This is a genomic window from Pseudomonas sp. CFSAN084952, assembly GCF_009648855.1.
GTDB classification, from domain to species: Bacteria; Pseudomonadota; Gammaproteobacteria; order Pseudomonadales; family Pseudomonadaceae; genus Aquipseudomonas; species Aquipseudomonas paracarnis.
Genome location: NZ_CP045767.1, coordinates 3737089 through 3757697, shown reverse-complemented (window position 1 = coordinate 3757697; position 20609 = coordinate 3737089). Strand labels below are relative to the sequence as shown.

Genomic DNA, 20609 nt, shown 5'->3' with positions numbered 1-20609 from the left:
CCTTGCAGGCTAAGACGGATTGACTTTCTGTAAAATTGAATAATAGTGAGTAACTTGTTCAGTTTTGGAGAAAGTAATGGAGTTCAGTCAATTGCGCATTTTCCAGGCTGTGGCGGAAGAGGGCTCCATTACCCGTGCCGCCGAGCGCCTGCACCGCGTGCCGTCCAACCTGTCGACCCGGCTTAAACAAATGGAAGAGCAATTGGGTGTCGACCTATTCGTGCGCGAGCGCCAGCGTTTGCAGCTTTCTCCGGCGGGCAAGGTACTGCTGGACTACAGCACTCGCCTGCTGGCGCTGCATGATGAAGCACACGGCGCCGTACAAGGCGGGCAACCGGCCGGTGATTTCGTATTGGGCAGCATGTACAGCACCGCCGCAGTTCATTTGCCGAAGCTGCTGGCGCGCTATCACAAGACTTACCCCATGGTGAACCTTCAGGTGCAGTCGGCACCCAGTGGGGAGTTGCTGGAAGGGCTGATTACCGGGCGCTTGGACGCAGCCTTCGTCGACGGCCCGCTGACCATCACCACCCTGGATGGCGTACCGCTGTGCGAAGAGCGCCTGGTGCTGATTTGCGAGGCCGATCATCCGCCGGTGCGTGGCCCTCAGGATGTGGCGGGCCGTGCGGTGTTCACGTTCCGGCGCAGTTGCGCCTACCGCACGCGCCTGGAAACCTGGTTTTCCCATGAGCGAGTGGCGATGGGGCGGGCGATCGAGATCGAGTCCTACCAAGGCATGCTCGCTTGCGTGATCGCAGGTTCCGGCGTGGCGTTGATGTCTGAATCCATGCTCGCAAGCCTTCCCGGCAAGGACAGCGTGTCCGTTCATCCGCTGACCGGGCCTTTTGCCACTGCGACCACCTGGCTGATGTGGCGAAAGGGTATGCTCGGCGCTAACCTCAATGCATGGATCGACCTGCAGCAAGACGGCAACCCACTGTGCGTGCAAGACACTCGCGCGATTGCTTGAACGATCCGTCAGGATTCGGATCAATTCAGTAATAGTTCGTTGTGGTTTCCTTCAAGCATTACCTAGGACTTAGGGCTACTATCACTGTAGGAAACGGCGACAGAACTCACGCCGGCCAGCACTACCCTCAAAGGGGGCAATCATGAAAGAGAAAATCCAAAACTGGCTCCACGACCTTGGCGTTGCGTTGGGCTTGATCGAGCCTCCGCTGCAACCGGTGCCGATTCGCACGGATGACGAGCAACGTCGGCCCCGTCGCCGCTAAAGAATGTGGGAGCGGGCTTGCTCGCGAAAGCGGTGTATCAGCCAACGGAAAGGTTGAATGACACACCGCTTTCGCGAGCAAGCCCGCTCCCACAGTTGTATTGCACTAGGCGAAAAAAACGGGCGCGACCTCCGACGTCGCGCCCGCTGAAGAAAATATCCTCGTCCCTGTTATAGCTCAAACCACCGCAGCCGCCACCTTGGCCGGCCGACGCGACAGCAAACTCACCAGTACAAAGCTCACCAGCGCCACTGCCAGGCTGTAGTAGATCGGCGTGTTTGCATCCAGCCCATCCTTGAACATAAACACCAGCGCGGTCACAAAGCCCAGGCTCATGGACGTGATTGCGCCCGAGGTGGTCGCGCGCTTCCAGAAGATCGCGCCGATCAAGGGTACCAACATACCGCCCACCAACAGGTTATAGGCCAGGGTCAGGGCGCTGATCACATCGTTCACCACCAATGCGATACCCAGCACGGCAATGCCGGTCAACAGGGTGAACAGCCGGTTGATGCGCAGGCTCGACGCCTTGCCGCCGCGCAGGCGGGGCAGCAGGTCTTCGGTCAACACAGTGGAGGCGGCGAGCAGGCCGGCGCTGGCGGTGGACATCATGGCGGCCAGCGCGGCGGCGATGACCAGGCCGCGAATGCCGTCCGGCAGCGAAGCTTTGACGATCGCGGCGAAGGCATTGTTGACGTTGTCCAGGTCCGGGATCAGCACATGGGCAGCCATGCCGATCAGCGCACAGGCCAGGCCGTACAGGATGCAATAGAAGCCGGCGAAAGTGCCTGCGTACTGGGCGACCTTTTCGTCACGGGCGGTGAAGACCCGTTGCCAGATATCCTGGCCGATCAGGATGCCAAAGAAGTAGATCATGAAGTAGGTGATGATCGTGTCCCAGCCGATAGCGGTGAAGCTGAAGTTCGACGCCGGCAGTTTGGCCACCAGTTCATCCCAGCCACCGACGCGGTACAGGCAGATCGGCAACAGGATGAACATCAGGCCGACGGTCTTGATCACGAATTGCACAATATCAGTGAGGGTCAGCGACCACATGCCACCGATGGTCGAATACACCACCACCACGCCGCCGCCCACCAGTACCGACATCCAGAACGGCAGGTCAAACAGCACTTGCAGCACGGTGCCAATGGCCAGGATCGAGGTCACGCCGATCATCAGCGCGTAGGCCAGCATGATCACCGCGCTGGCCTGGCGGGCCATGGGGTTGTAGCGTTTTTCCAGGACCTGGGTGACGGTGAAGATTTTCAGCTTCAACAGCGGCTTGGCCAGGAACAGGTTCAGGGCAATGATGCCCGCGCCGAGCGCGGCGCACAGCCAGAAACCCGAAATACCATGCACATACCCCAGGCGCACGGTACCGACGGTGGAGGCACCGCCCAGCACCGTAGCGGCCATGGTGCCCATGTACAGTGACGGGCCGAGGTTACGGCCGGCGACCAGGTAGTCTTCGTGGGTTTTGGCGCGACGCATGCCGTAGTAGCCGAGCACCAGCATGCCGGCGGCGTAGATGAGTACGACGAATAAATCCAAAGCCATGACGGCGGTTCTCCGATTATATTTTTTATGGGCGATCAGGCGGCAGCTGGCTCGGTAAACACGCGAGCGAAAGTCAGGTACATCGTTGTCGGGGATCTGTGCGATCCCCTTGGTTGTGAGTGTGAAGACGCGGTTTTTATTGTTCTCAGCGCATTCGCCTTATCAGCGATGCGCGACGCCAGGCAGTACGCAGAGCATCTCGTACAGCAAGTTGGCGCCCAGCAACGAGGTATTGCCTGTGGTGTCGTAAGGCGGCGAAACTTCTACCAGGTCGCAACCAATCAGATCGAGGCCCTGGCAGCCACGGATGATTTCGATGGCCTGGATGGTGGTCAGCCCGCCGATTTCAGGGGTGCCGGTGCCGGGCGCCCAGGCGGGGTCGATGCCGTCGATGTCAAAGCTCAGATACACCGGGCCGCCGCCGACTTTTTCCCGCACTTCGGCCATCAGCGGCGCGAGGGAGTGATGCCAGCATTCTTCGGCCTGGACCACACGGAAGCCTTGCTTGCGGCTCCAGTTGAAGTCTTCGGCGGTATACCCCTGGGCGCGCAGGCCGATCTGCACCACGCGGTCGCAATCGAGCAAGCCCTCTTCCACGGCGCGGCGGAAGGTGGTGCCGTGGGCAATTTTCTCGCCGAACATATGGTCGTTGACGTCGGCGTGGGCATCGATGTGCACCAGCCCGACCTTGCCATGTTTTTTGTGGATCGCCCGCAGGATCGGCAGGGTGATGGTGTGGTCGCCACCCAGGGTCAGGGGGATGACATTGTGCTCGAGGATCTCGTCGTAGGCTTCTTCGATGATGCGCACCGCGTCGAGCAGGTTAAAGGTATTGATCGCCACGTCGCCGATATCGGCCACCGACAATGAGTCGAAGGGGGCAGCGCCGGTGGCCATGTTATAGGGGCGGATCATCACCGACTCGGCACGGATTTCCCGTGGGCCGAAGCGCGTACCGGCGCGCAGCGAGGTGCCGATATCCAGAGGCACTCCGACGAAGGCGGCGTCCAGGCCCTTGGCGGTTTGCAGGTGGGGAAGACGCATCATGGTGGCGATGCCGGCGAAGCGCGGCATTTCGTTGCCGCCCAGTGGTTGGTGGAAAATCTTGTCCACGGGATTGCCTCATCGTTGTTTTGTTTGTTGATGGCCGATTCTGCGAAAAGCCTGGCTTAGGAAGAATCGGCAGAGGCAAATACTTAGTTCAGATTTTTCTAAACTAAAGCCTGGGGTAAACTCCATTCAAATGTGGGAGCAGGCAAGCCAGCTCCCACAATTTAGTGTGCCCCCCCTGGAGCCCCCATGGCCAACGCCTTGCCCGACCTGAAACTCCTGCGCATCTTCGTCAGCGTCGTGCGCCACCAAGGGTTTGCCAACGCCCAGCACGAGCTCAACCTGTCGACGTCGGCCATCAGCACCTACATGAGCCAACTCGAGTCAGCCTTGGGCCTGGTGCTGTGCCATCGTGGCCGTGGCGGCTTCAGCCTGACCAGCAAGGGCGAGCTGTTTCATCAGGAAACCCTGCGCCTGTTGGGCGAACTCGAAGGTTTCGAGCAATACGCCGCTGCGTTGAAAGGCGAATTGCGCGGCACCCTCAAGCTCGGGGTGCTCGACTCCACCGTCAGCGACAAGGCCTTGCCGTTCGCCGAAGTGATTGGCGCCTACAGCCTGGAGCACCCGGCGGTGCATTTACACCTGTCGGTGATGAGCCCCTACGAATTGCAACTGGGGGTCCAGGACAATCGCCTGGACCTGGCCATCGGTGCGTTCTCCAACCGCATGAGCGGGCTGGTCTACATGCCGCTGTACCGCGAACAGCACTGGTTGTATTGCAGCAACCGGCACCCATTGTTCAACGAGCGGCGCATCCCGGAACAAGTGATCACCCAGCAACGCATGGTCGGGCGAGGTTACTGGAGCCAGGCCGAGCTGGCGCGCCACGGCTTCAAGCACAGCGCTGCCACGGTGGAAAGTATGGAGGCGCAACTGATTCTGGTGCTGTCGGGCGCTTATATTGGCTACCTGCCCGAACACTACGCCCAGGCCTGGGCTGACAAGGGCGACCTGCGCGTTTTGCTGCCGGCCACCTTCGGCTACCAGGCGCCGTTTTCGCTGATCATGCGCCGTGGCCGCAGCCGCGAGCCCCTGATCCAGACCTTCCGCGATTTGCTCAAGACCCAGCTCAACCAGGCCTGAACACACCATGTCCCGACCCCATTGCCCGCGCTGCCTGCGCCCGACCACGCACTGCCTGTGTGCGCTGATCCCCCACCTCGACAGCCGCACCCGCGTGTTGGTGTTGCAGCACCCGAGCGAGGTCGGCCATGCGCTCAATACTGCGCGGCTGGCGGCGTTGGGCCTGAACAACGCGCAGTTGGTGGTGGGGGAGGTGTTTGATGACCTGGCGACGCTATTGAACCCGCCTGGCTATCGGGCACGCCTGTTGTTTCCGGCGGATGAAGCCGAGCCGCTGCACGCCTACGCACCTGACGATCAGCCACTGCTGCTGGTGGTTCCCGATGGCACCTGGCGCAAGGCGCGCAAACTGCTGCACCTCAACCCCTTGCTGGCGGCGTTGCCCCGGGTGACATTGGCCGAAGGCGGCGTTTCCCGCTATCGCTTGCGCAAGGCGCCGGGGCCTGGCGCCTTGTCGACGGTCGAAGCGATCACGCAAGCGTTGCAGGTATTGGAAGCGCCGACGTCGTTTGAGCCACTGCTCAAACCCTTTGAAGCGCTGATCGAAGGGCAGATTGTTGCGATGGGCGATGAAGTATTCCAGCGCAACCATGGCGACCCGACATAAACCCGGCTTATGCCTTTAAGCCATAAGCACCACACTTTGCGTGATATGGCCCGCCGGCCTTTCCCGGTATGATGTGCGCCCCGCAGTCTGGATTGCGAATACGCCATGACCTTGCAGTACCCAACAATCGCCGATTGTGTCGGCAACACGCCCCTGGTCCGCTTGCAACGCATGGCGGGTGAAACCAGCAATACCCTGTTGCTCAAACTCGAGGGCAACAACCCGGCCGGCTCTGTCAAAGACCGCCCGGCACTGTCGATGATCGCCCGCGCCGAGTTGCGTGGGCAGATCAAACCCGGCGACACCCTGATCGAAGCCACCTCCGGTAACACCGGGATCGCCCTGGCCATGGCCGCAGCGATCAAGGGTTACAAGATGGTGCTGATCATGCCCGACAACGGCAGTGCCGAGCGCAAGGCGGCGATGACCGCCTATGGTGCCCAACTGATCCTGGTGACTCAGGAAGAAGGCATGGAAGGCGCCCGCGATCTTGCCGAGCGCATGGCCGCCGAAGGCCGTGGCGTGGTGCTCGATCAGTTCGCCAACGGCGACAACCCCGAGGCGCACTACACCAGCACCGGCCCGGAGATCTGGCGCCAGACCCAGGGCACCATCACCCACTTCGTCAGCTCCATGGGCACCACCGGTACCATCATGGGCAACTCGCGCTACCTCAAGGAGCAGAACCCAGCGATTCAGATCGTCGGCCTGCAACCGATGGAAGGCGCGGCCATCCCGGGTATTCGTCGTTGGCCCGAAGAATATTTGCCGAAGATCTACAACGCCACGCGGGTAGACCGCATCATCGACATGGCCCAGCGCGAAGCCGAAGACACCACGCGCCGCCTGGCCCGTGAAGAAGGCATCTTCTGCGGCGTGTCCTCCGGTGGCGCCGTGGCCGGTATGTTGCGCTTGTCCAAAGAAGTGGAAAACGCGGTGATCGTCGCGATCATCTGTGACCGAGGCGACCGTTACCTGTCGACCGGCATTTTCGACGAACCCAACTGATGGCCAAGCACGAGAGAGGCTTGCGCTTCCAGCCAACGGGCGGCAGCCGGGCCCCACAGATACCCGTGGGCAAGAAACAGCGCCTGACCATCGAGCGCCTGGCCAATGACGGCCGGGGCATCGCGTTCTTTGAAGGCCGCACCTGGTTTGTGAATGGTGCGTTGGCCGGCGAAGAGGTGGAAGCACGGGTGTTGGGCGCCCATGGCAAAGTGGTCGAGGCGCGCACCGAGCGGGTGTTCCAGGCGAGTGAGCTGCGGCGCCCTGCGCCCTGCGCTCATGTTGGCCGCTGTGGCGGCTGCAGCGTGCAGCATCTGCCTCATGACCAGCAACTTGCCCTGAAACAGCGCATGCTCGCCGAGCAACTGTCGCGGGTGGCAGGTGTCGAACCGCAAGAGTGGGCCGCGCCGTTGAGCGGGCCGGAGTTCGGTTATCGGCGCCGCGCCCGCGTAGCCGTGCGTTGGGACGCCAAGGCGAAGCAACTCGAAGTGGGTTTTCGCGCTGTGGCCAGCCAAGACATCGTCGCTATCGATGATTGCCCGGTGCTGGTACAGGCCTTGCAACCGATCATGCAGCGTTTGCCAGCGATGCTGCGTCGCTTGAGCAAACCGCAGGGATTGGGGCATGTCGAGTTGTTCAGCGGTTCGTCCATCGCCGTGTTGCTGCGGCATATGGCGCCGTTGTCCGAGGCTGACCTGCAGATCCTCAAGGAATTCTGCACCTTCCATGACGCCCAATTGTGGCTGCACGGGGAAGGGCAGCCGGAGCCCGTCGAGCCGGGTCAGGCCCTGGGCTTCCGTTTGGAGGCGTGGGATCTGGAGCTGGCGTACCGTCCGGGCGACTTTGTGCAGGTCAACGCCGGGGTCAACCAGGCGATGGTCGCCCAAGCCCTGCAATGGCTGGCGCCACAAGCCGACGAACGGGTACTGGACCTGTTTTGCGGCCTGGGCAATTTCGCCCTGCCACTGGCTCGCCACGTACGCGAAGTGGTGGCGGTGGAGGGCGTACAGGCCATGGTGGACCGTGCGGCCCTCAATGCCGTCAGCAACCATTTGCATAACGCACAGTTTTTTCAGGCCGATTTGTCCCAGCCTTTGACCGACGCAGAATGGGCCAAACAGGGCTTTTCTGCGGTACTCTTGGACCCACCCCGCGATGGTGCCCTGGAGGTTGTGCGCAAACTCGCCGCCTTGGGGGCCAAGCGCCTGGTGTATGTGTCCTGCAACCCAGCCACGCTGGCGCGGGACACGGTTGAGTTGGTCAAGCAAGGCTACCGGCTAAAGCGTGCCGGGATCCTCGACATGTTTCCGCAGACCGCGCATGTCGAGGCCATGGCGTTATTTGAAGCGGGCTAGGATGCCCGTTTAATCCGACTGGCCTGCGTTCTCCAGGGCCTGAACACTGCCACGGAGCTCGCAGTAAAGTCGGCGATGATTTTGGCGCATCGAAGGTGCGTCGTAGGGAAGGTAAGCAAGATGGTACAGGTGAGAGCACACCAGCCGATCAACACCGACGGCAGTATCAATCTCGAGGCATGGCTGGATCATGCCGTCAGTGTCGACCCGGCACTGGACCGTGAAGCCTTGAAAGCAGCCTGCGAGTTCGCTCGTGAGTCTGAACAGCAAGACAATGCGGCCAAGAACCTGTGGGCCGAAGGCACTTCAAGTTTTCGCACTGGCCTGGAAATCGCCGAGATCCTGGCCGATCTCAAGCTGGACCAGGATTCGCTGATCGCCGCCGTGCTCTATCGCGGCGTACGCGAAGGGCATATTCCGTTGGCCACCGTTGGCCAGCGTTTCGGTTCGGTGGTGGCCAAGCTGATCGACGGCGTGCTGCGCATGGCGGCCATTAGCGCCAGCCTCAGCCCGCGGCAGTCGATGGTGCTGGGCACCCAGGGCCAGGTAGAGAACCTGCGCAAAATGCTGGTAGCGATGGTCGACGACGTACGCGTCGCCCTGATCAAGCTGGCCGAGCGTACCTGCGCGATCCGTGCGGTGAAGACCGCCGATGACGAAAAGCGCAACCGTGTGGCCCGCGAAGTCTTCGACATCTACGCGCCGCTGGCCCATCGCCTGGGCATCGGCCATATCAAGTGGGAGCTGGAGGATTTGTCCTTCCGCTACCTGGAACCTGACCAGTACAAACAGATCGCCACGCTGCTGCATGAGCGGCGCCTGGACCGCGAGCGCTTTATCAGCGACGTGATGGGCCAGTTGCGTTCGGAGCTGCAGGCCACCGGCGTGGACGCGGACATCAGCGGCCGCGCCAAGCACATCTATTCCATCTGGCGCAAAATGCAGCGCAAGGGCCTGGCCTTCAGCCAGATCTACGACGTGCGTGCGGTGCGCGTGCTGGTGCCGGAAATGCGCGACTGCTACACCGCGCTGGGTATCGTCCACACCCTGTGGCGCCACATCCCCAAGGAATTTGACGACTATATCGCCAACCCCAAGGAAAACGGCTACCGCTCGCTGCACACCGCCGTGATCGGCCCTGAAGGCAAGGTGCTGGAAGTGCAGATCCGCACCCACGCCATGCACGAAGAGGCCGAGCTGGGGGTGTGCGCGCACTGGCGCTACAAGGGCACCGACGTCAAGGCCGGGTCCAACCAGTACGAAGAGAAGATCTCCTGGCTGCGCCAAGTGCTGGAATGGCACGAAGAACTCGGCGATATCGGCGGCCTGGCCGAGCAACTGCGGGTGGATATCGAGCCGGACCGGGTCTATATCTTCACGCCTGACGGCCACGCCATCGACTTGCCCAAGGGCGCCACGCCGCTGGACTTTGCCTACCGCGTGCACACCGAAATCGGGCATAACTGCCGCGGTGCCAAGATCAACGGGCGCATCGTGCCGCTCAACTACAGCCTGCAAACCGGTGAACAGGTCGAGATCATCACCAGCAAGCACGGTACGCCGAGCCGCGACTGGCTGAACCCGAACCTGGGTTACATCACCACTTCGCGGGCGCGGGCGAAGATCGTCCACTGGTTCAAGCTACAGGCGCGTGACCAGAACGTCGCCGCCGGCAAGACCTTGCTTGAACGCGAACTGGCGCGCCTGGGCCTGCCTCAGGTGGACTTCGACAAGCTGGCCGAAAAGGCCAACATGAAGATCGCCGAAGACATGTTTGCCGCCCTCGGCGCGGGCGACCTGCGCCTGGCGCAACTGGTCAACCTGGCCCAGCAACTGGTCGAGCCTGAGCGCGGCAACGAACAGCTGGAGCTGATCCCGCGCAAAGCCACTGGCTACAAGCCGGGCAAGCGTGGCGATATCCAGATCCAGGGCGTGGGCAACCTGATGACGCAAATGGCCGGCTGCTGCCAGCCGTTGCCGGGCGACGCCATTGTCGGCTACATCACCCAGGGCCGTGGCGTAAGCATTCACCGCCAGGACTGCGCCTCGGTGCTGCAGCTGGGCGGGCGCGAACCGGAGCGGATCATCCAGGTCAGCTGGGGGCCGGTGCCGGTGCTCACGTATCCGGTGGACATTATCATCCGTGCCTACGACCGTTCCGGCTTGCTGCGTGACGTCTCGCAAGTGCTGCTCAACGAGCGGATCAACGTGCTGGCGGTCAACACCCGTTCGAACAAGGAAGACAACACTGCGTTGATGTCCCTGACCATCGAGATTCCGGGGTTGGACGCACTGGGACGGTTGCTGGGGCGGATTTCCCAGTTGCCGAACATCATCGAAACCCGGCGCAACCGCACCCCATGAATAGCTGGATGGGCGCGAACTGAATTGTGTTAGCTGCTTCATGTGGGAGCTGGCTTGCCTGCGATAGCATCACCTCGGTTTAACTGAAGCACCGAGTCGCGAGCATCGCAGGCAAGCCAGCTCCCACATTGGATTTTCAGCGGAAAGAGATACGATGTATTCACTCGAAGACCTGCTGCACCTGATGAGCCGTCTGCGCGACCCGCAATACGGCTGCCCGTGGGACATCAAGCAAACCTACGCGACCATCGTCCCGCACACGCTGGAGGAGGCCTATGAAGTGGCCGACGCCATCGAGCGCGGCGATTTCGATCACCTGCAAGGTGAGTTGGGCGACCTGCTGTTCCAAGTGGTGTATTACAGCCAACTGGCGCGGGAAGAAGGGCGCTTCGAATTTGCCGGCGTGATCGACGGCATCACCCGTAAGTTGATTCGCCGGCATCCTCACGTGTTCCCAACCGGCGACCTGTACGCACCGCTGGATATCCCGCAGTTGAGCGAAGAACAGGTCAAGGAACGCTGGGAGCAGATCAAAGCTGAGGAGCGCGCAGAAAAGTCCGACGCTCCCGAGCAACTCTCCCTGCTCGATGATGTGCCCACCGCCTTACCGTCGTTATCCCGTGCCGCCAAATTACAAAAGCGCGCCAGCCAGGTCGGTTTCGACTGGCCGTCCGCGTTGCCGGTGGTGGATAACGTGCGCGAAGAGTTGGACGAAGTGCTCGAAGCCATGGCCGATAACGACTCGGCAGCCATCGCCGATGAAGTCGGCGACCTGCTGTTTGCCGCGGTCAACCTGGCCCGTCACCTCAAGGTCGACCCGGAAACCGCCTTGCGCGGTGCCAATGCCAAGTTCGAACGACGTTTCCGATTTATCGAACAGGCATTGCGCGATACGCACCAACCCATAGAAGATTGCACCCTCGAAGAGTTGGACGCCCTGTGGGGCGAAGCCAAACGCCAGGAAAAGAATGTGTCCAGCTGCGGTTGAGCAGCTGCCTAAGTGAGTAAGCACCATGAGCCTTTCCCTTCGCGACCAGTTGCTCAAAGCAGGTCTGGTCAACCAAAAGCAGGCCAAACAGGTCGGCAAAGAGAAGCAGAAACAGCAGCGCCTGGTCCACAAGGGCCAGGCCGAAGTCGATGATACTCAGGCGCGCCTGGCCGCTGAGGCACACGCCGAGAAGGTCAAGCGTGACCAGGAGCTGAACCGTCAGCAGCAGGAAAAAGCCGAGGCCAAGGCGCGTACCGCCCAGGTCAAGCAACTGATCGAGACCTCGCGCCTGCCCAAGCTGACCACCGAGGACTACTACAACTTCGTCGATGACAAGAAGGTCAAGCGCCTGTCGGTCAACACGCTGATGCGCAACAAGCTGAGCAACGGCTCCCTGGCGATCGTGCACCACGGTGGCGGCTACGAGGTGATCCCGCGCGAAGCGGCGCTCAAAATCCAGGAGCGTGCTCCGGAGCGTATCGTGCAGCTCAACATCCTCACCGAAAGCCAGGTGCCGGATGAAGACGATCCGTACGCCGCTTACCAGATCCCTGATGATCTGATGTGGTAAGCCGCTAGAAACGACAAACCCCGCCAAACGGCGGGGTTTGTGTTTTAAGCGTGCAGCCTGTTACCAATCCACTGCGTAACTCAGGCTGAAGGTACGACCTTCGGCATTCGGGTACGGTGCGCGGGCGTTGGCCTGGGCGAACATGTTCTGGTAGGTGCGGTTCGTGAGGTTGTACACCGCACCTTCGAGGCGGCCTACCGGTAGCCTTACCGAGCCCAGCAAGTCGACCAGGGTGTAGCCCTGGATATCGCGGCCGTTGTTGTCTTTGGCCGCCGCGTCATAATTGGCCAGGCGCATACCCTGCAAGCGCAGGCTGTAGTCGTCACGCTCATAGCCGACAAAGGCTGTGGTCTTGGCGGGGGAGATGCGGGTGGCAGGCAGGTCGATCCACTTGCCGTTCTGCTGGGTCTCGCCTTTGGCGTAAGCGTAAGTACCGCCGACGGACCATTGGTCGCTGATGTTATAGGTCAGGCCGGTTTCGACGCCACGTACGCGTTCTTTCTGATTGATCAGGCGCAGCACACGATCATTGGCATCATAGAACTGTGTGACATCCGAGGTGTTTTCGTACGCGGTGACACTGGCCTGCCACTTGTCCCAGTCGCCACGCCAGCCCAGCTCGTAACTATCGACTTTCAAGGCCTGGGCATTGAGGTCCTGGATATCGTATTTGCTGTTCACGTCACGCAGGAAGCGCTGGATATCCGGTAGGGAAAAGCCCTGGCTGAAGTTGACGAACACATCCTGGTTGTCGGTCAGGTGGTACACCGCACCGAGGTTATACAGCGTGTCATCGTATTTGAGCGTGCCACCGGGCAGTGTCGCGCGGTTGCCGGTCTGGACGATTTCGCCATACGCGATGCTGTCGGAGACTTTACTCTCAATCCATTCGCGACGTACGCCACCGCGCAAGGTCCAGTTGTCGATGTCGTAGGAGAGCTGGCCAAAGATGGCTTTGGTGGTGGTCTCGATATCTGGACCCAGTTCGAACGTGGTACCGGTTTTCGTGTAGGTCAGGCCATTGACCCGGTATTGGTCGCCACGCTGGCGTGAGGTTTCATGGTCGTAGTCCGCGCCCCATACCAGGTTGCCCGTTGCCGGGCCGATGTCCGGCATCTGGGTCTCGATCGCCGCACGCAGGCCGTAGACGTCCTGCACGCTGTTGTTATCTGACACGCCTGCCCGGCCTCGGGACAGGTCTGGAAAGAACAGGGCGTCGGCCCGCCGCCAGTAGCTTTCGATCTGCAGGCCCTGGCCGTAGAAATCCTTGTCGGCGTAGTTGAGGTTGACCGCCTGGTTGTGGGTGTAGGGCTGGTCGCCCAGGTCCAGGCCTTTTACGGCGACTGCGTTGCTGGTGATGCGGGGGTTCTTGGTGTAGCGGGTGTCTTGTTCGTCCTTGTAGTCTTGCAGCGACAGGCTGATCTTCTTGTCGTCATCAAGCTCATAGCCGAAGCGACCTTGCAGGTCGTAGGTATCGGTGTCCATGTTGCTGCCCTGGGACGTGTCCTGGGGAATGCGCTTGCCATTACCGTCGAACTGATCGTTGCGCTGCACGGTGTTGCCCGAGAGGTACCAGTCCACCGGGCCCTTGCGCCCGGTGGCGCTTTGGAACGCCTGGTAAGCGAACCCCTTGTGGCTGAGGTTGTTACCGGCGGTCATGCCGATCTTGCTGCTGAACGCCAGGTCTTCACCTTGGTTGCGTTTGGTGATGATGTTGATGATGCCGCCCGATGCGCCTGCGCCGTAGACACTGCTGGCACCGGAGATCACTTCGATACGCTCGATGCTTTCCGGTGCCACGCTGTTGAGCTGGCGGAAGTTATCGCGCGTGGCGTTTTGTGAAACCCCATCGATCAGGATCAGGGTATTACGCCCGCGAAGCGTCTGGCCGAAGTTGCTCATGCCGCCGCTGGAAGGGGCAATGCCAGGCACCAGTTGGCCGAGGATATCGGCGACCCGACGTCCTGCCCCGGTCTGCTGGCGGATTTGCGCTTCATTGATCACCTGCACTGAGCCTGGAATCTGCGCAATGCTGGTTTCGCTGCGCGTGGCCGATACGACTGTTGCCTGTAATTGCAGGCTGGTCGGGGCTGCCTGTGTCTGTTCTGTCTGATCGGCCCAGGCGGGCGCACTCATCGAGCCGAGAAGCGGCAGCAGAACGGCCAATTGCGATTTATTCATGGTTTGTCTCAGAGTTATTAGAAGTATTGACAGAAAAATCGGGTGTCTCAGGCGCTCGCGTATATGAACGGATCGCGCGGATACTCACTGCGGCCAATGCATAGGTCAGTGCGACCAGCCAGAAGCTGTGCGCCAGGCCCACCCACCCCATGCCGATACCGCCTATCAAGGCGCCGCACAGCGCACCTGCTTTGGCGGCGCTGTTACCCATGCCCAGGGCAAAACCCTGCTGGCTGGACGCGACGGTATTGGCGATCAGCGTGTAGGCCACGGGCAGCAAAGCTCCCTGCCACACGCCCCACAGCAACCGGCTGGCGATGAACCCCAACCATTCACTGGCCAGCGCCGTGCAGGCCAGCGTGAGGGCGCAGGCCCAGGTGACCCATTCGATGATGCGCAGCGTATGTGCTGGCTGATGTCGATCGAACAGGCGGCCCCATAACGGCGCAGACAGTGCCAGGGTCAAGGCGCTGGCGCCATAGCTGGCGCCGATCAGCCACGCGGGCGCCTGCAAAACCTCGGCAACATATAAAGCGTAAAACGGTTGCGGCATCATCCTGGCTGCCTGGATCAGTACGATGATCCCCAACATCGCGCCAAGCCAGCCTTTGGGCAGTGCGACAGGCTTCGATGGGCGGGCAGGTCTGGATCGTGGTGAGTCGCTGGGCAAGAACGCGCTGATTATCGCGCACAACAGGCAGACGGCGGTGGCGCTGTAGCACAGCAATGCGAAACCGGATATGTCCATGAGCCAGCCGCCCAATACCGGCCCGGCCAGGGAGCCTACGGCAGTGGCTGATTGCAGCCTGGCAAGAATGTGACCCCGTCCGCCGTCGCCGCAGCAGGCCAGTGCGTAGGCTTGGGCAGCTGCAATGAAGCCGGCCAACGCACCTTGCACCACGCGGATGACCACCAGCCACCACGGATCAGGCGTTATCGCAGCCAGCGCCTGACACACCGCCAGTGCCAGCAACGCGCGGATGATCATGGGCTTATGGCCGGTACGGTCGCCCAGCTTCCCCCACATGGGCGTGAGGATCATCGCTGCCATCATCGGCCCGGCATACACCAGCGAAGACAGCAGGCCGGTGTACTGAGCATTGGCAACGCCCAACAGCTTCTGGATTTGCAGCGGCCAGAACGGGCCGCTCATTTCCATCGCCCCCATCGACACCAACTGAATCACCACCAGCAGCCGCAGCGCGGTGTTGTTAGTCGGCATTGGCGGCCGCGCTCAACGGGTTGGGCAGGCGCCCGACGATATCGGCATGACTCTCCAGCAGACGCATGCGCATGAACGACTTGGCCGGCCACGCGTGCTCCAGCAGTGCTTCGCGCTCGGTGGCCCAGCGCTGCGGATCAACCTGCGAGCGCAGGTCGTCAAAACACTGGCTGACCTGAGCCGACAGTTCATTCCAGAGCAGCGCCTGGGGGATGTCGAAGTGGCGCGCGGCAAGCAGGATGAGCTCGCCCAGATGGCACATGAATACGGTGTGCAGCAGCTTGTCCCTTACGAAACCTGCGTCGTCGTACAGCGTCATCTTCGGGTCGTGCAGTTCAATGTCCAGGCCGTGGGCGTGCAAGGTTTTGCGGTCGATACGGATATCGCCGAAATCGCGTAACAGCAGGCGGCTCAATTGCCGGTCTGCGGCCATGACCATAAAGGAGTTCTGCTGATGGGCCTCGAATGCAACGCCGTAGCGCAAATACATGCCCAGCAGCGCCGGCACACTGATCGCCGCGTACTCATGGAAGAAGGCGAGCATGGCCGCCGCGTCATCCTTGCCTTGGCTCAGGCGCACCCATTGGCGCAGCAGCGGCTGGCCGTGTTGATCAATGGCAAACAGGCTGCCCACCGGCACGGCCATTTCCCCGGGCTGGAGCTGGCTATGGGGATTGTCGCGATAGAGCACCGCCAGGTGGCGGGAGTGCTCGTCATTGGCCGGCTGTGGCTTGAAATGCACACCGATACGCTCGGGAACGATGCTGAGGATTTTCTGAATCGCAGGCTCGCGCTCCAGAATGGCCAGCAGCAAATGGCTGATCCGTGGGCCCATGCGCGCCGAGCGCGGTGAGACGGTGCGCTGCACGCTGGTCAGTCGCAGCGACACGGGCAATTTGACCATAGGCGCATCGCAACGCCCTTCAGGCAATACGGTTCTGAATGACATGGTGGGGTGGGCGGTAAACGCGACGATATCGGTCAGCACCAGCAGTTTGTCGCCGATTTCGTTGGCGAACAGTTGGGGCAGTTCCTGGCGTGCCTGCCAAGGGTGGGCGGGCAATGGCAGATAATCGCCTGCCTGAAGGCCTTGTGCTTGCAGGACTGCGGTCAATTGCTGTGCCGCTTGCGGGAAGTGCTCGCTCCACCACTGCCAGTAATCGGCGGTACCGGCCAACTTTTCGACATGGGCAAATTGGCGATGCAGCGCGCACAGCAATACCGGAAAGCGTGCTTCGAATTCCGGCGAGTAGTCGATGACTTGCTCGGTATTCAGGCCTAGCTTGGTCTTGTAGTTGGGGTGCCATGGGTGACCCAGTGTTCCCCACTGTTCAAGCACGGAAGTCGGGTTGATAACGCTCGGGCTGTTCTTGAGATGACTGAGGAGATTGTCTTGATACACCGGGTCCATGGACGCATGCAGCTTGAGCGTCCATTGCTCATGGAAGGCCAGGCACAAGGTGTCGTTGATGAAGCTGTCGTCGATCTCGACGTTGAGGCGGTTGAGCACTTCCCGGTCAGCAGGCGACTCAAGGCTGGCGTTAAGTAACGTCAACAATTGTGAGGGGAATTGGATTTTCTGTTCGGGCTGGCCTTCGCGCAACAGGATGACTTCGCCGCGCAGGTCCCAGCTTGCCATGCGGCCAGGACGCAAATGTTCGAAACGTAGTCGGGCTTGGCAAGGTAGTGTCAGCGAGCAATGCCCCTGTTCGTCATAAAGGAGGGTGCTGGGGGCCAGCAGGCTTTCACGAAACAAAGCTTGGATCAGGCGTTGGAAGCTACGTTCGGCGGCGGGTGCCAGCGTATTGATCAGGGCTTGGAGGCTGACGTGGCTGGCCTGAAATTGCGCAGTGGCAAGTGCTTCGCTCCAGCGTTCCAGTAACGCGTTTTCTGGCTTGCTGCTATTTCCATGCATCTAATTGATTCCCTGATTCGTGAGCCTGAATGAAAAGCGAACGAATGATATCGAGAATCATTATTTGTGTGTGTTTTTGTTACATTAATTTATGGCGATTATTGACAAAAAAACCGCGCTCCAAAGGCGCGGTTTCTCGTAAACGGCCCGGCTGCGTGGGCCGGGCGTCCACATGATTTCAGAGCTTCAGGAGCTTTTTGCCTGGCGTTGCAGTTCGAGAGTTTCGAGCTCGTTTTTATAGTTGTGGGCGTCGCTCTCGTTGTGAAACATGCCGACCAATACGTCTTGCTGATGGACATCCCAGATGTGAATCCCGTGGCCTACTGCTTCATGGGACATATGTTCATCGTCGCGTTCAGTTACTTTTACAGTCATCTGCTTGCTCCAATCTCTGGTTGATCTGCGGCAAGTCGTCGCAGGCCTCTGTTATATGATTTGTTAGCTTGCTAAGTAAACTGATTTTGCGCGCAATAATTCATTGCGGGGAACGCAACAATGCTGCAGGCCTTGTAAACCAAGGCATTGCGTCGCCAGCGCAGCGGCTTTATGACAAAAGTTTCATGTTCAGGTCGGCTAGGTTGACCTCGGCACCGCTATCGCAGGCAAGCCAGCTCCCACCTTGGAATGCATTCCACTGTGGGAGCTGGCTTGCATGCGATAGCGGGAGTGGCGTCCCCTAAAAATCCCAGGCAAAAAAAAGCCCCGCATTCAGCGAGGCTCTTTTCCGGTGCATCAGCAATCAGCTGCCTTTGACAGCCTTACCGTCAACGGTGCCATCCTGCAGCATGATGTTGTATTCCTTGCCGTCAGTCTCGACCTGACGCAGGGCAACCAGGATGCCGCCCTGGTCCTTGGCAAACCACATCTGTGTGATGCGCTTGCTCTGCGACGGGTCGCGCACGCGCTCGACCTTGATCGCGTCGATCGAACCGACCTTGGTCTGGACCTTTTCCGAGCCGATCACGCGGAAGTCGTAGGTATCGGTATCAGTACCCTCAACCACGCGGTAGCTCATGCTCTTCTTGCCGGCGGCAACATCGCGTTGCAGAGCAAGCTGGTAGGTGGACTTGTCGAGCATGCCGCTTTCGAGAGTGACATTGACCGGGTCTTTGTTTTCAAAGCCGGTGACTTTTTTAGCGCTCTGGTCAAAGTCCAGGTTGATCTTCTTCGCCTTGCCCAGGCCGCCGCGTTCGAAGCTGTAGCTCTTGGGTTGCAGGGTGTCCTTGTCGAACAGGATCACGCTGGTTTCGGTCAAGCTGGCAATCATCATCGAGGCCTTGAAATTCAAGGTCCAGGTACCGTCGCCATTCTTGCTCAGGCTGCGTTCAGCCGAACCGCTCATGGGCAGTTGTTTCCAGTCGGCGGTGTAGCTGACGGAGAAGGGGTGAAGGTCTGCCGCTTGTACGGCAGGCAAAGCGAACAGCGCAAAAGCGAAAAGCAGGGCGCGACGCATAAAATCTCCTAGGTTCGAATCAAGTGGCCGCTGGCCGCGAGTAACTGGCCGTCCAATAATGCACCCTGGTCGCCAAGAATCAACCGTCCTTCGGCAAACCAGCGAACAGCCAGCGGGTAAATCCTGTGTTCCTGGGTATGAACCCGTTGCGCAAGCGTCTGCGCCGAGTCGCCTGACTCTACCGGAACCACTGCCTGTACGACCAGAGGCCCGCCATCGAGTTCCTCGGTCACAAAATGCACGCTGCAGCCATGCTCACTGTCGCCGGCGTCGAGGGCGCGCTGGTGGGTGTGCATGCCTTTGTACTTGGGCAGCAGGGAAGGGTGGATATTGAGCAGGCGCCCTTCGTAGTGCCGGACGAAATCTGCGCTGAGGATGCGCATGAAACCGGCAAGGACCACGAGTTTGGGGTTGAAGGCGTCGATCAGTTCGATCAAGGCGCTGTCGAAGGCCTCGCGACCGTCGAACGCCTTGTGATCCAGGGAGCGAGTATCGATACCCGCGTCACGGGCGCGTTGCAGACCGTAGGCGTCGCTGCGGTTGGAAATCACCGCAGCGATGCGCACCGGGCTGTCGCCGGTGCGCGTGCTGTCGATCAGGGCCTGCAAGTTACTGCCGGTGCCGGAAAGCAGCACCACGACATCACAGGTCTGGGGCATCAGTGAGCCTTGAGGTTCTTCAGTTCAACCTGGGCTGCGCCTTCGGCAGCAGTGGCGATCTGGCCAATCACCCAAGGTTGCTCGCCGGCTTCACGCAGCACGTTCAGTGCGGTTTCAACGTGTTCCTGCGCAACGCAGATCACCATGCCCACGCCGCAGTTGAGCACGCGGTGCATTTCGGTTTCGTTGACGTTGCCTTTTTCCTGCAGCCAATCGAAGACAGCCGGGCGCTGCCAGCTGGCCACGTCGACAATCGCCTGGGCGCCTTTTGGCAGTACGCGCGGGATGTTGTCCAGCAGGCCGCCACCGGTGATGTGGGCCATGGCCTTGACGGCGCCGGTGTCCTTGATCAGCTTGAGCAGTGGCTTGACGTAGATGCGGGTCGGCGCCATCAGCAGGTCGGTCAGTGGCTTGCCGTCGAGCTGGATGTTCTCGATGTCGGCGCCGGACACTTCGATGATCTTGCGGATCAGCGAGTAGCCGTTGGAGTGCGGGCCGGACGATGGCAGGGCGAGCAGGGCGTCACCAGCGGCTACTTTGGAGCCGTCGATGATCTCGGCTTTTTCCACCACGCCGACGCAGAAGCCGGCCAGGTCGTAGTCTTCGCCTTCGTACATGCCTGGCATTTCAGCGGTTTCACCGCCGACCAGGGAGCAGCCCGACAGTTCGCAGCCAGCACCGATGCCGGTTACGACCTGGGTCGCGGTCTCGACATTGAGCTTGCCGGTGGCGTAGTAGTCGAGAAAGAACAGCGGCTCGGCGCCGCACACCACCAGGTCGTTGACGCACATGGCGACCAGATCGATGCCGATGCTGTCGTGCTTGTTCAGGTTCAGGGCCAGACGCAGCTTGGTGCCCACGCCGTCGGTGCCGGACACCAGTACAGGCTGCTTGTAGCCGGCCGGGATTTCGCAGAGGGCGCCAAAACCGCCCAGGCCACCCATGACTTCAGGGCGCGCAGTGCGCTTGGCGACGCTCTTGATGCGTTCGACCAATGCTTCACCGGCGTCGATGTCTACACCGGCGTCCTTGTAGCTCAGGGAGGGTTGCTTGCTCATGATCCAGGCCTTTAGGGGGGATTTCTGGGTAACGACCGGGCGGGCGGGGGCTTTTGGAAAGGGCCCTGCCGTTGACGGTCTGCGAAGGCGCGCGATTTTATCAGGCTTGAGGGGCAGCGGCCATCCTCGGGCCGACGGGCAGGGCATATGAGTTCAAAAAAATGCAAATCGGGCCGGTAATCGTGCGTATTAAGGTATAGCCTTGAGCTCGCTAGCGTTATGACAGTATGAAAACTTACCGGG

18 protein-coding genes are annotated in these 20609 nt (G+C 60.6%); 9 read left to right on the top strand and 9 right to left on the bottom strand.

Going from position 1 to position 20609, the window contains the following annotated elements:
* Window positions 1-76: 76 nt before the first annotated feature.
* Together GH769_RS16995 and GH769_RS29155 are read left to right on the top strand one after the other, a co-directional pair.
* Entirely contained in the window at window positions 77-970 is an 894-nt protein-coding gene (locus tag GH769_RS16995) for a LysR family transcriptional regulator (protein ID WP_032903115.1), read from the top strand.
* A gap of 142 nt (window positions 971-1112) precedes the next feature.
* Window positions 1113-1235 (top strand): PA1414 family protein, encoded by a 123-nt coding sequence (locus GH769_RS29155; RefSeq protein ID WP_003193089.1) that lies wholly within the window; start codon window positions 1113-1115, stop codon window positions 1233-1235.
* Between the two features lie 177 nt (window positions 1236-1412).
* Here the strand turns inward: GH769_RS29155 and GH769_RS16990 are convergent, their stop codons facing one another.
* Window positions 1413-2795, bottom strand: coding sequence for a sodium:solute symporter (locus GH769_RS16990; protein ID WP_014719408.1), 1383 nt, complete (start codon window positions 2793-2795; stop codon window positions 1413-1415).
* Window positions 2796-2957: 162 nt separating this feature from the next.
* A complete protein-coding gene (gene speB / locus GH769_RS16985) occupies window positions 2958-3908 on the bottom strand; it encodes an agmatinase (RefSeq protein ID WP_014719407.1) in 951 nt (316 codons plus the stop codon).
* Between the two features lie 186 nt (window positions 3909-4094).
* Here speB and GH769_RS16980 point away from each other — a divergent pair, with 186 nt between their 5' ends.
* The 7 genes from GH769_RS16980 to GH769_RS16950 all read left to right on the top strand — a co-directional run bounded on the left by GH769_RS16980 (window position 4095) and on the right by GH769_RS16950 (window position 11878).
* A complete protein-coding gene (locus GH769_RS16980) occupies window positions 4095-4988 on the top strand; it encodes a LysR family transcriptional regulator (protein WP_014719406.1) in 894 nt (297 codons plus the stop codon).
* Window positions 4989-4995: 7 nt separating this feature from the next.
* Window positions 4996-5595, top strand: a complete 600-nt coding sequence (locus GH769_RS16975) for a tRNA-uridine aminocarboxypropyltransferase (RefSeq protein WP_032903116.1) — start codon at window positions 4996-4998, stop codon at window positions 5593-5595.
* A 105-nt stretch (window positions 5596-5700) separates the two neighbouring features.
* Complete coding sequence (gene cysM / locus GH769_RS16970) at window positions 5701-6603, top strand: cysteine synthase CysM (protein WP_003193080.1); 903 nt, start codon at window positions 5701-5703, stop codon at window positions 6601-6603.
* A complete protein-coding gene (rlmD, locus tag GH769_RS16965; RefSeq protein WP_032903117.1) occupies window positions 6603-7955 on the top strand; it encodes a 23S rRNA (uracil(1939)-C(5))-methyltransferase RlmD in 1353 nt (450 codons plus the stop codon). The genes cysM and rlmD overlap by 1 nt, the downstream gene beginning before the upstream one ends.
* 120 nt (window positions 7956-8075) lie before the next feature.
* Window positions 8076-10319 carry a GTP diphosphokinase gene (gene relA, locus GH769_RS16960; RefSeq protein WP_005790193.1) on the top strand — a complete coding sequence of 748 codons (2244 nt, stop codon included), beginning with the start codon at window positions 8076-8078 and terminating at the stop codon, window positions 10317-10319.
* A 154-nt stretch (window positions 10320-10473) separates the two neighbouring features.
* Window positions 10474-11307, top strand: coding sequence for a nucleoside triphosphate pyrophosphohydrolase (mazG, locus tag GH769_RS16955; protein ID WP_014719403.1), 834 nt, complete (start codon window positions 10474-10476; stop codon window positions 11305-11307).
* 25 nt (window positions 11308-11332) lie between these two features.
* On the top strand, window positions 11333-11878 hold the full coding sequence (locus GH769_RS16950; RefSeq protein WP_014719402.1) for a DUF2058 domain-containing protein: 546 nt from the start codon (window positions 11333-11335) through the stop codon (window positions 11876-11878).
* A 60-nt stretch (window positions 11879-11938) separates the two neighbouring features.
* Here GH769_RS16950 and GH769_RS16945 read toward each other — a convergent pair whose 3' ends face one another.
* The 7 genes from GH769_RS16945 to purM form a co-directional block, all read right to left on the bottom strand.
* Window positions 11939-14059: a TonB-dependent receptor gene (locus GH769_RS16945; protein ID WP_153649867.1), complete on the bottom strand. Its 2121-nt coding sequence runs from the start codon at window positions 14057-14059 to the stop codon at window positions 11939-11941.
* Entirely contained in the window at window positions 14052-15281 is a 1230-nt protein-coding gene (locus GH769_RS16940) for an MFS transporter (RefSeq protein ID WP_032903119.1), read from the bottom strand. The genes GH769_RS16945 and GH769_RS16940 overlap by 8 nt, the downstream gene beginning before the upstream one ends.
* Complete coding sequence (locus GH769_RS16935) at window positions 15271-17196, bottom strand: IucA/IucC family siderophore biosynthesis protein (protein ID WP_032903120.1); 1926 nt, start codon at window positions 17194-17196, stop codon at window positions 15271-15273. The genes GH769_RS16940 and GH769_RS16935 overlap by 11 nt, the downstream gene beginning before the upstream one ends.
* A gap of 186 nt (window positions 17197-17382) precedes the next feature.
* Window positions 17383-17571, bottom strand: a complete 189-nt coding sequence (locus tag GH769_RS16930) for a hypothetical protein (RefSeq protein ID WP_003193064.1) — start codon at window positions 17569-17571, stop codon at window positions 17383-17385.
* Between the two features lie 364 nt (window positions 17572-17935).
* The gene (locus GH769_RS16925; protein WP_014719399.1) at window positions 17936-18649 is read right to left on the bottom strand and encodes a DUF3108 domain-containing protein; all 714 of its coding nucleotides are present in this window, start codon (window positions 18647-18649) and stop codon (window positions 17936-17938) included.
* An 8-nt stretch (window positions 18650-18657) separates the two neighbouring features.
* Complete coding sequence (purN, locus tag GH769_RS16920; protein ID WP_003193061.1) at window positions 18658-19308, bottom strand: phosphoribosylglycinamide formyltransferase; 651 nt, start codon at window positions 19306-19308, stop codon at window positions 18658-18660.
* A complete protein-coding gene (purM, locus tag GH769_RS16915) occupies window positions 19308-20366 on the bottom strand; it encodes a phosphoribosylformylglycinamidine cyclo-ligase (RefSeq protein ID WP_014719398.1) in 1059 nt (352 codons plus the stop codon). Before purM ends, purN begins: the two co-directional genes overlap by 1 nt.
* Window positions 20367-20609: the final 243 nt, after the last annotated feature.

Excerpts from the sequence above, each read along its gene's own strand:
- GH769_RS16995 (WP_032903115.1), top strand. The coding sequence starts at position 77 with ATGGAGTTCAGTCAATTGCGCATTTTCCAGGCTGTGGCGGAAGAGGGC.
- GH769_RS29155 (WP_003193089.1), top strand. The coding sequence starts at position 1,113 with ATGAAAGAGAAAATCCAAAACTGGCTCCACGACCTTGGCGTTGCGTTG.
- GH769_RS16990 (WP_014719408.1), bottom strand. The coding sequence starts at position 2,795 with ATGGCTTTGGATTTATTCGTCGTACTCATCTACGCCGCCGGCATGCTG.
- GH769_RS16980 (WP_014719406.1), top strand. The coding sequence starts at position 4,095 with ATGGCCAACGCCTTGCCCGACCTGAAACTCCTGCGCATCTTCGTCAGC.
- GH769_RS16975 (WP_032903116.1), top strand. The coding sequence starts at position 4,996 with ATGTCCCGACCCCATTGCCCGCGCTGCCTGCGCCCGACCACGCACTGC.
- cysM (WP_003193080.1), top strand. The coding sequence starts at position 5,701 with ATGACCTTGCAGTACCCAACAATCGCCGATTGTGTCGGCAACACGCCC.
- rlmD (WP_032903117.1), top strand. The coding sequence starts at position 6,603 with ATGGCCAAGCACGAGAGAGGCTTGCGCTTCCAGCCAACGGGCGGCAGC.
- relA (WP_005790193.1), top strand. The coding sequence starts at position 8,076 with ATGGTACAGGTGAGAGCACACCAGCCGATCAACACCGACGGCAGTATC.
- mazG (WP_014719403.1), top strand. The coding sequence starts at position 10,474 with ATGTATTCACTCGAAGACCTGCTGCACCTGATGAGCCGTCTGCGCGAC.
- GH769_RS16950 (WP_014719402.1), top strand. The coding sequence starts at position 11,333 with ATGAGCCTTTCCCTTCGCGACCAGTTGCTCAAAGCAGGTCTGGTCAAC.
- GH769_RS16945 (WP_153649867.1), bottom strand. The coding sequence starts at position 14,059 with ATGAATAAATCGCAATTGGCCGTTCTGCTGCCGCTTCTCGGCTCGATG.
- GH769_RS16940 (WP_032903119.1), bottom strand. The coding sequence starts at position 15,281 with ATGCCGACTAACAACACCGCGCTGCGGCTGCTGGTGGTGATTCAGTTG.
- GH769_RS16935 (WP_032903120.1), bottom strand. The coding sequence starts at position 17,196 with ATGCATGGAAATAGCAGCAAGCCAGAAAACGCGTTACTGGAACGCTGG.
- GH769_RS16930 (WP_003193064.1), bottom strand. The coding sequence starts at position 17,571 with ATGACTGTAAAAGTAACTGAACGCGACGATGAACATATGTCCCATGAA.
- GH769_RS16925 (WP_014719399.1), bottom strand. The coding sequence starts at position 18,649 with ATGCGTCGCGCCCTGCTTTTCGCTTTTGCGCTGTTCGCTTTGCCTGCC.
- purN (WP_003193061.1), bottom strand. The coding sequence starts at position 19,308 with ATGCCCCAGACCTGTGATGTCGTGGTGCTGCTTTCCGGCACCGGCAGT.
- purM (WP_014719398.1), bottom strand. The coding sequence starts at position 20,366 with ATGAGCAAGCAACCCTCCCTGAGCTACAAGGACGCCGGTGTAGACATC.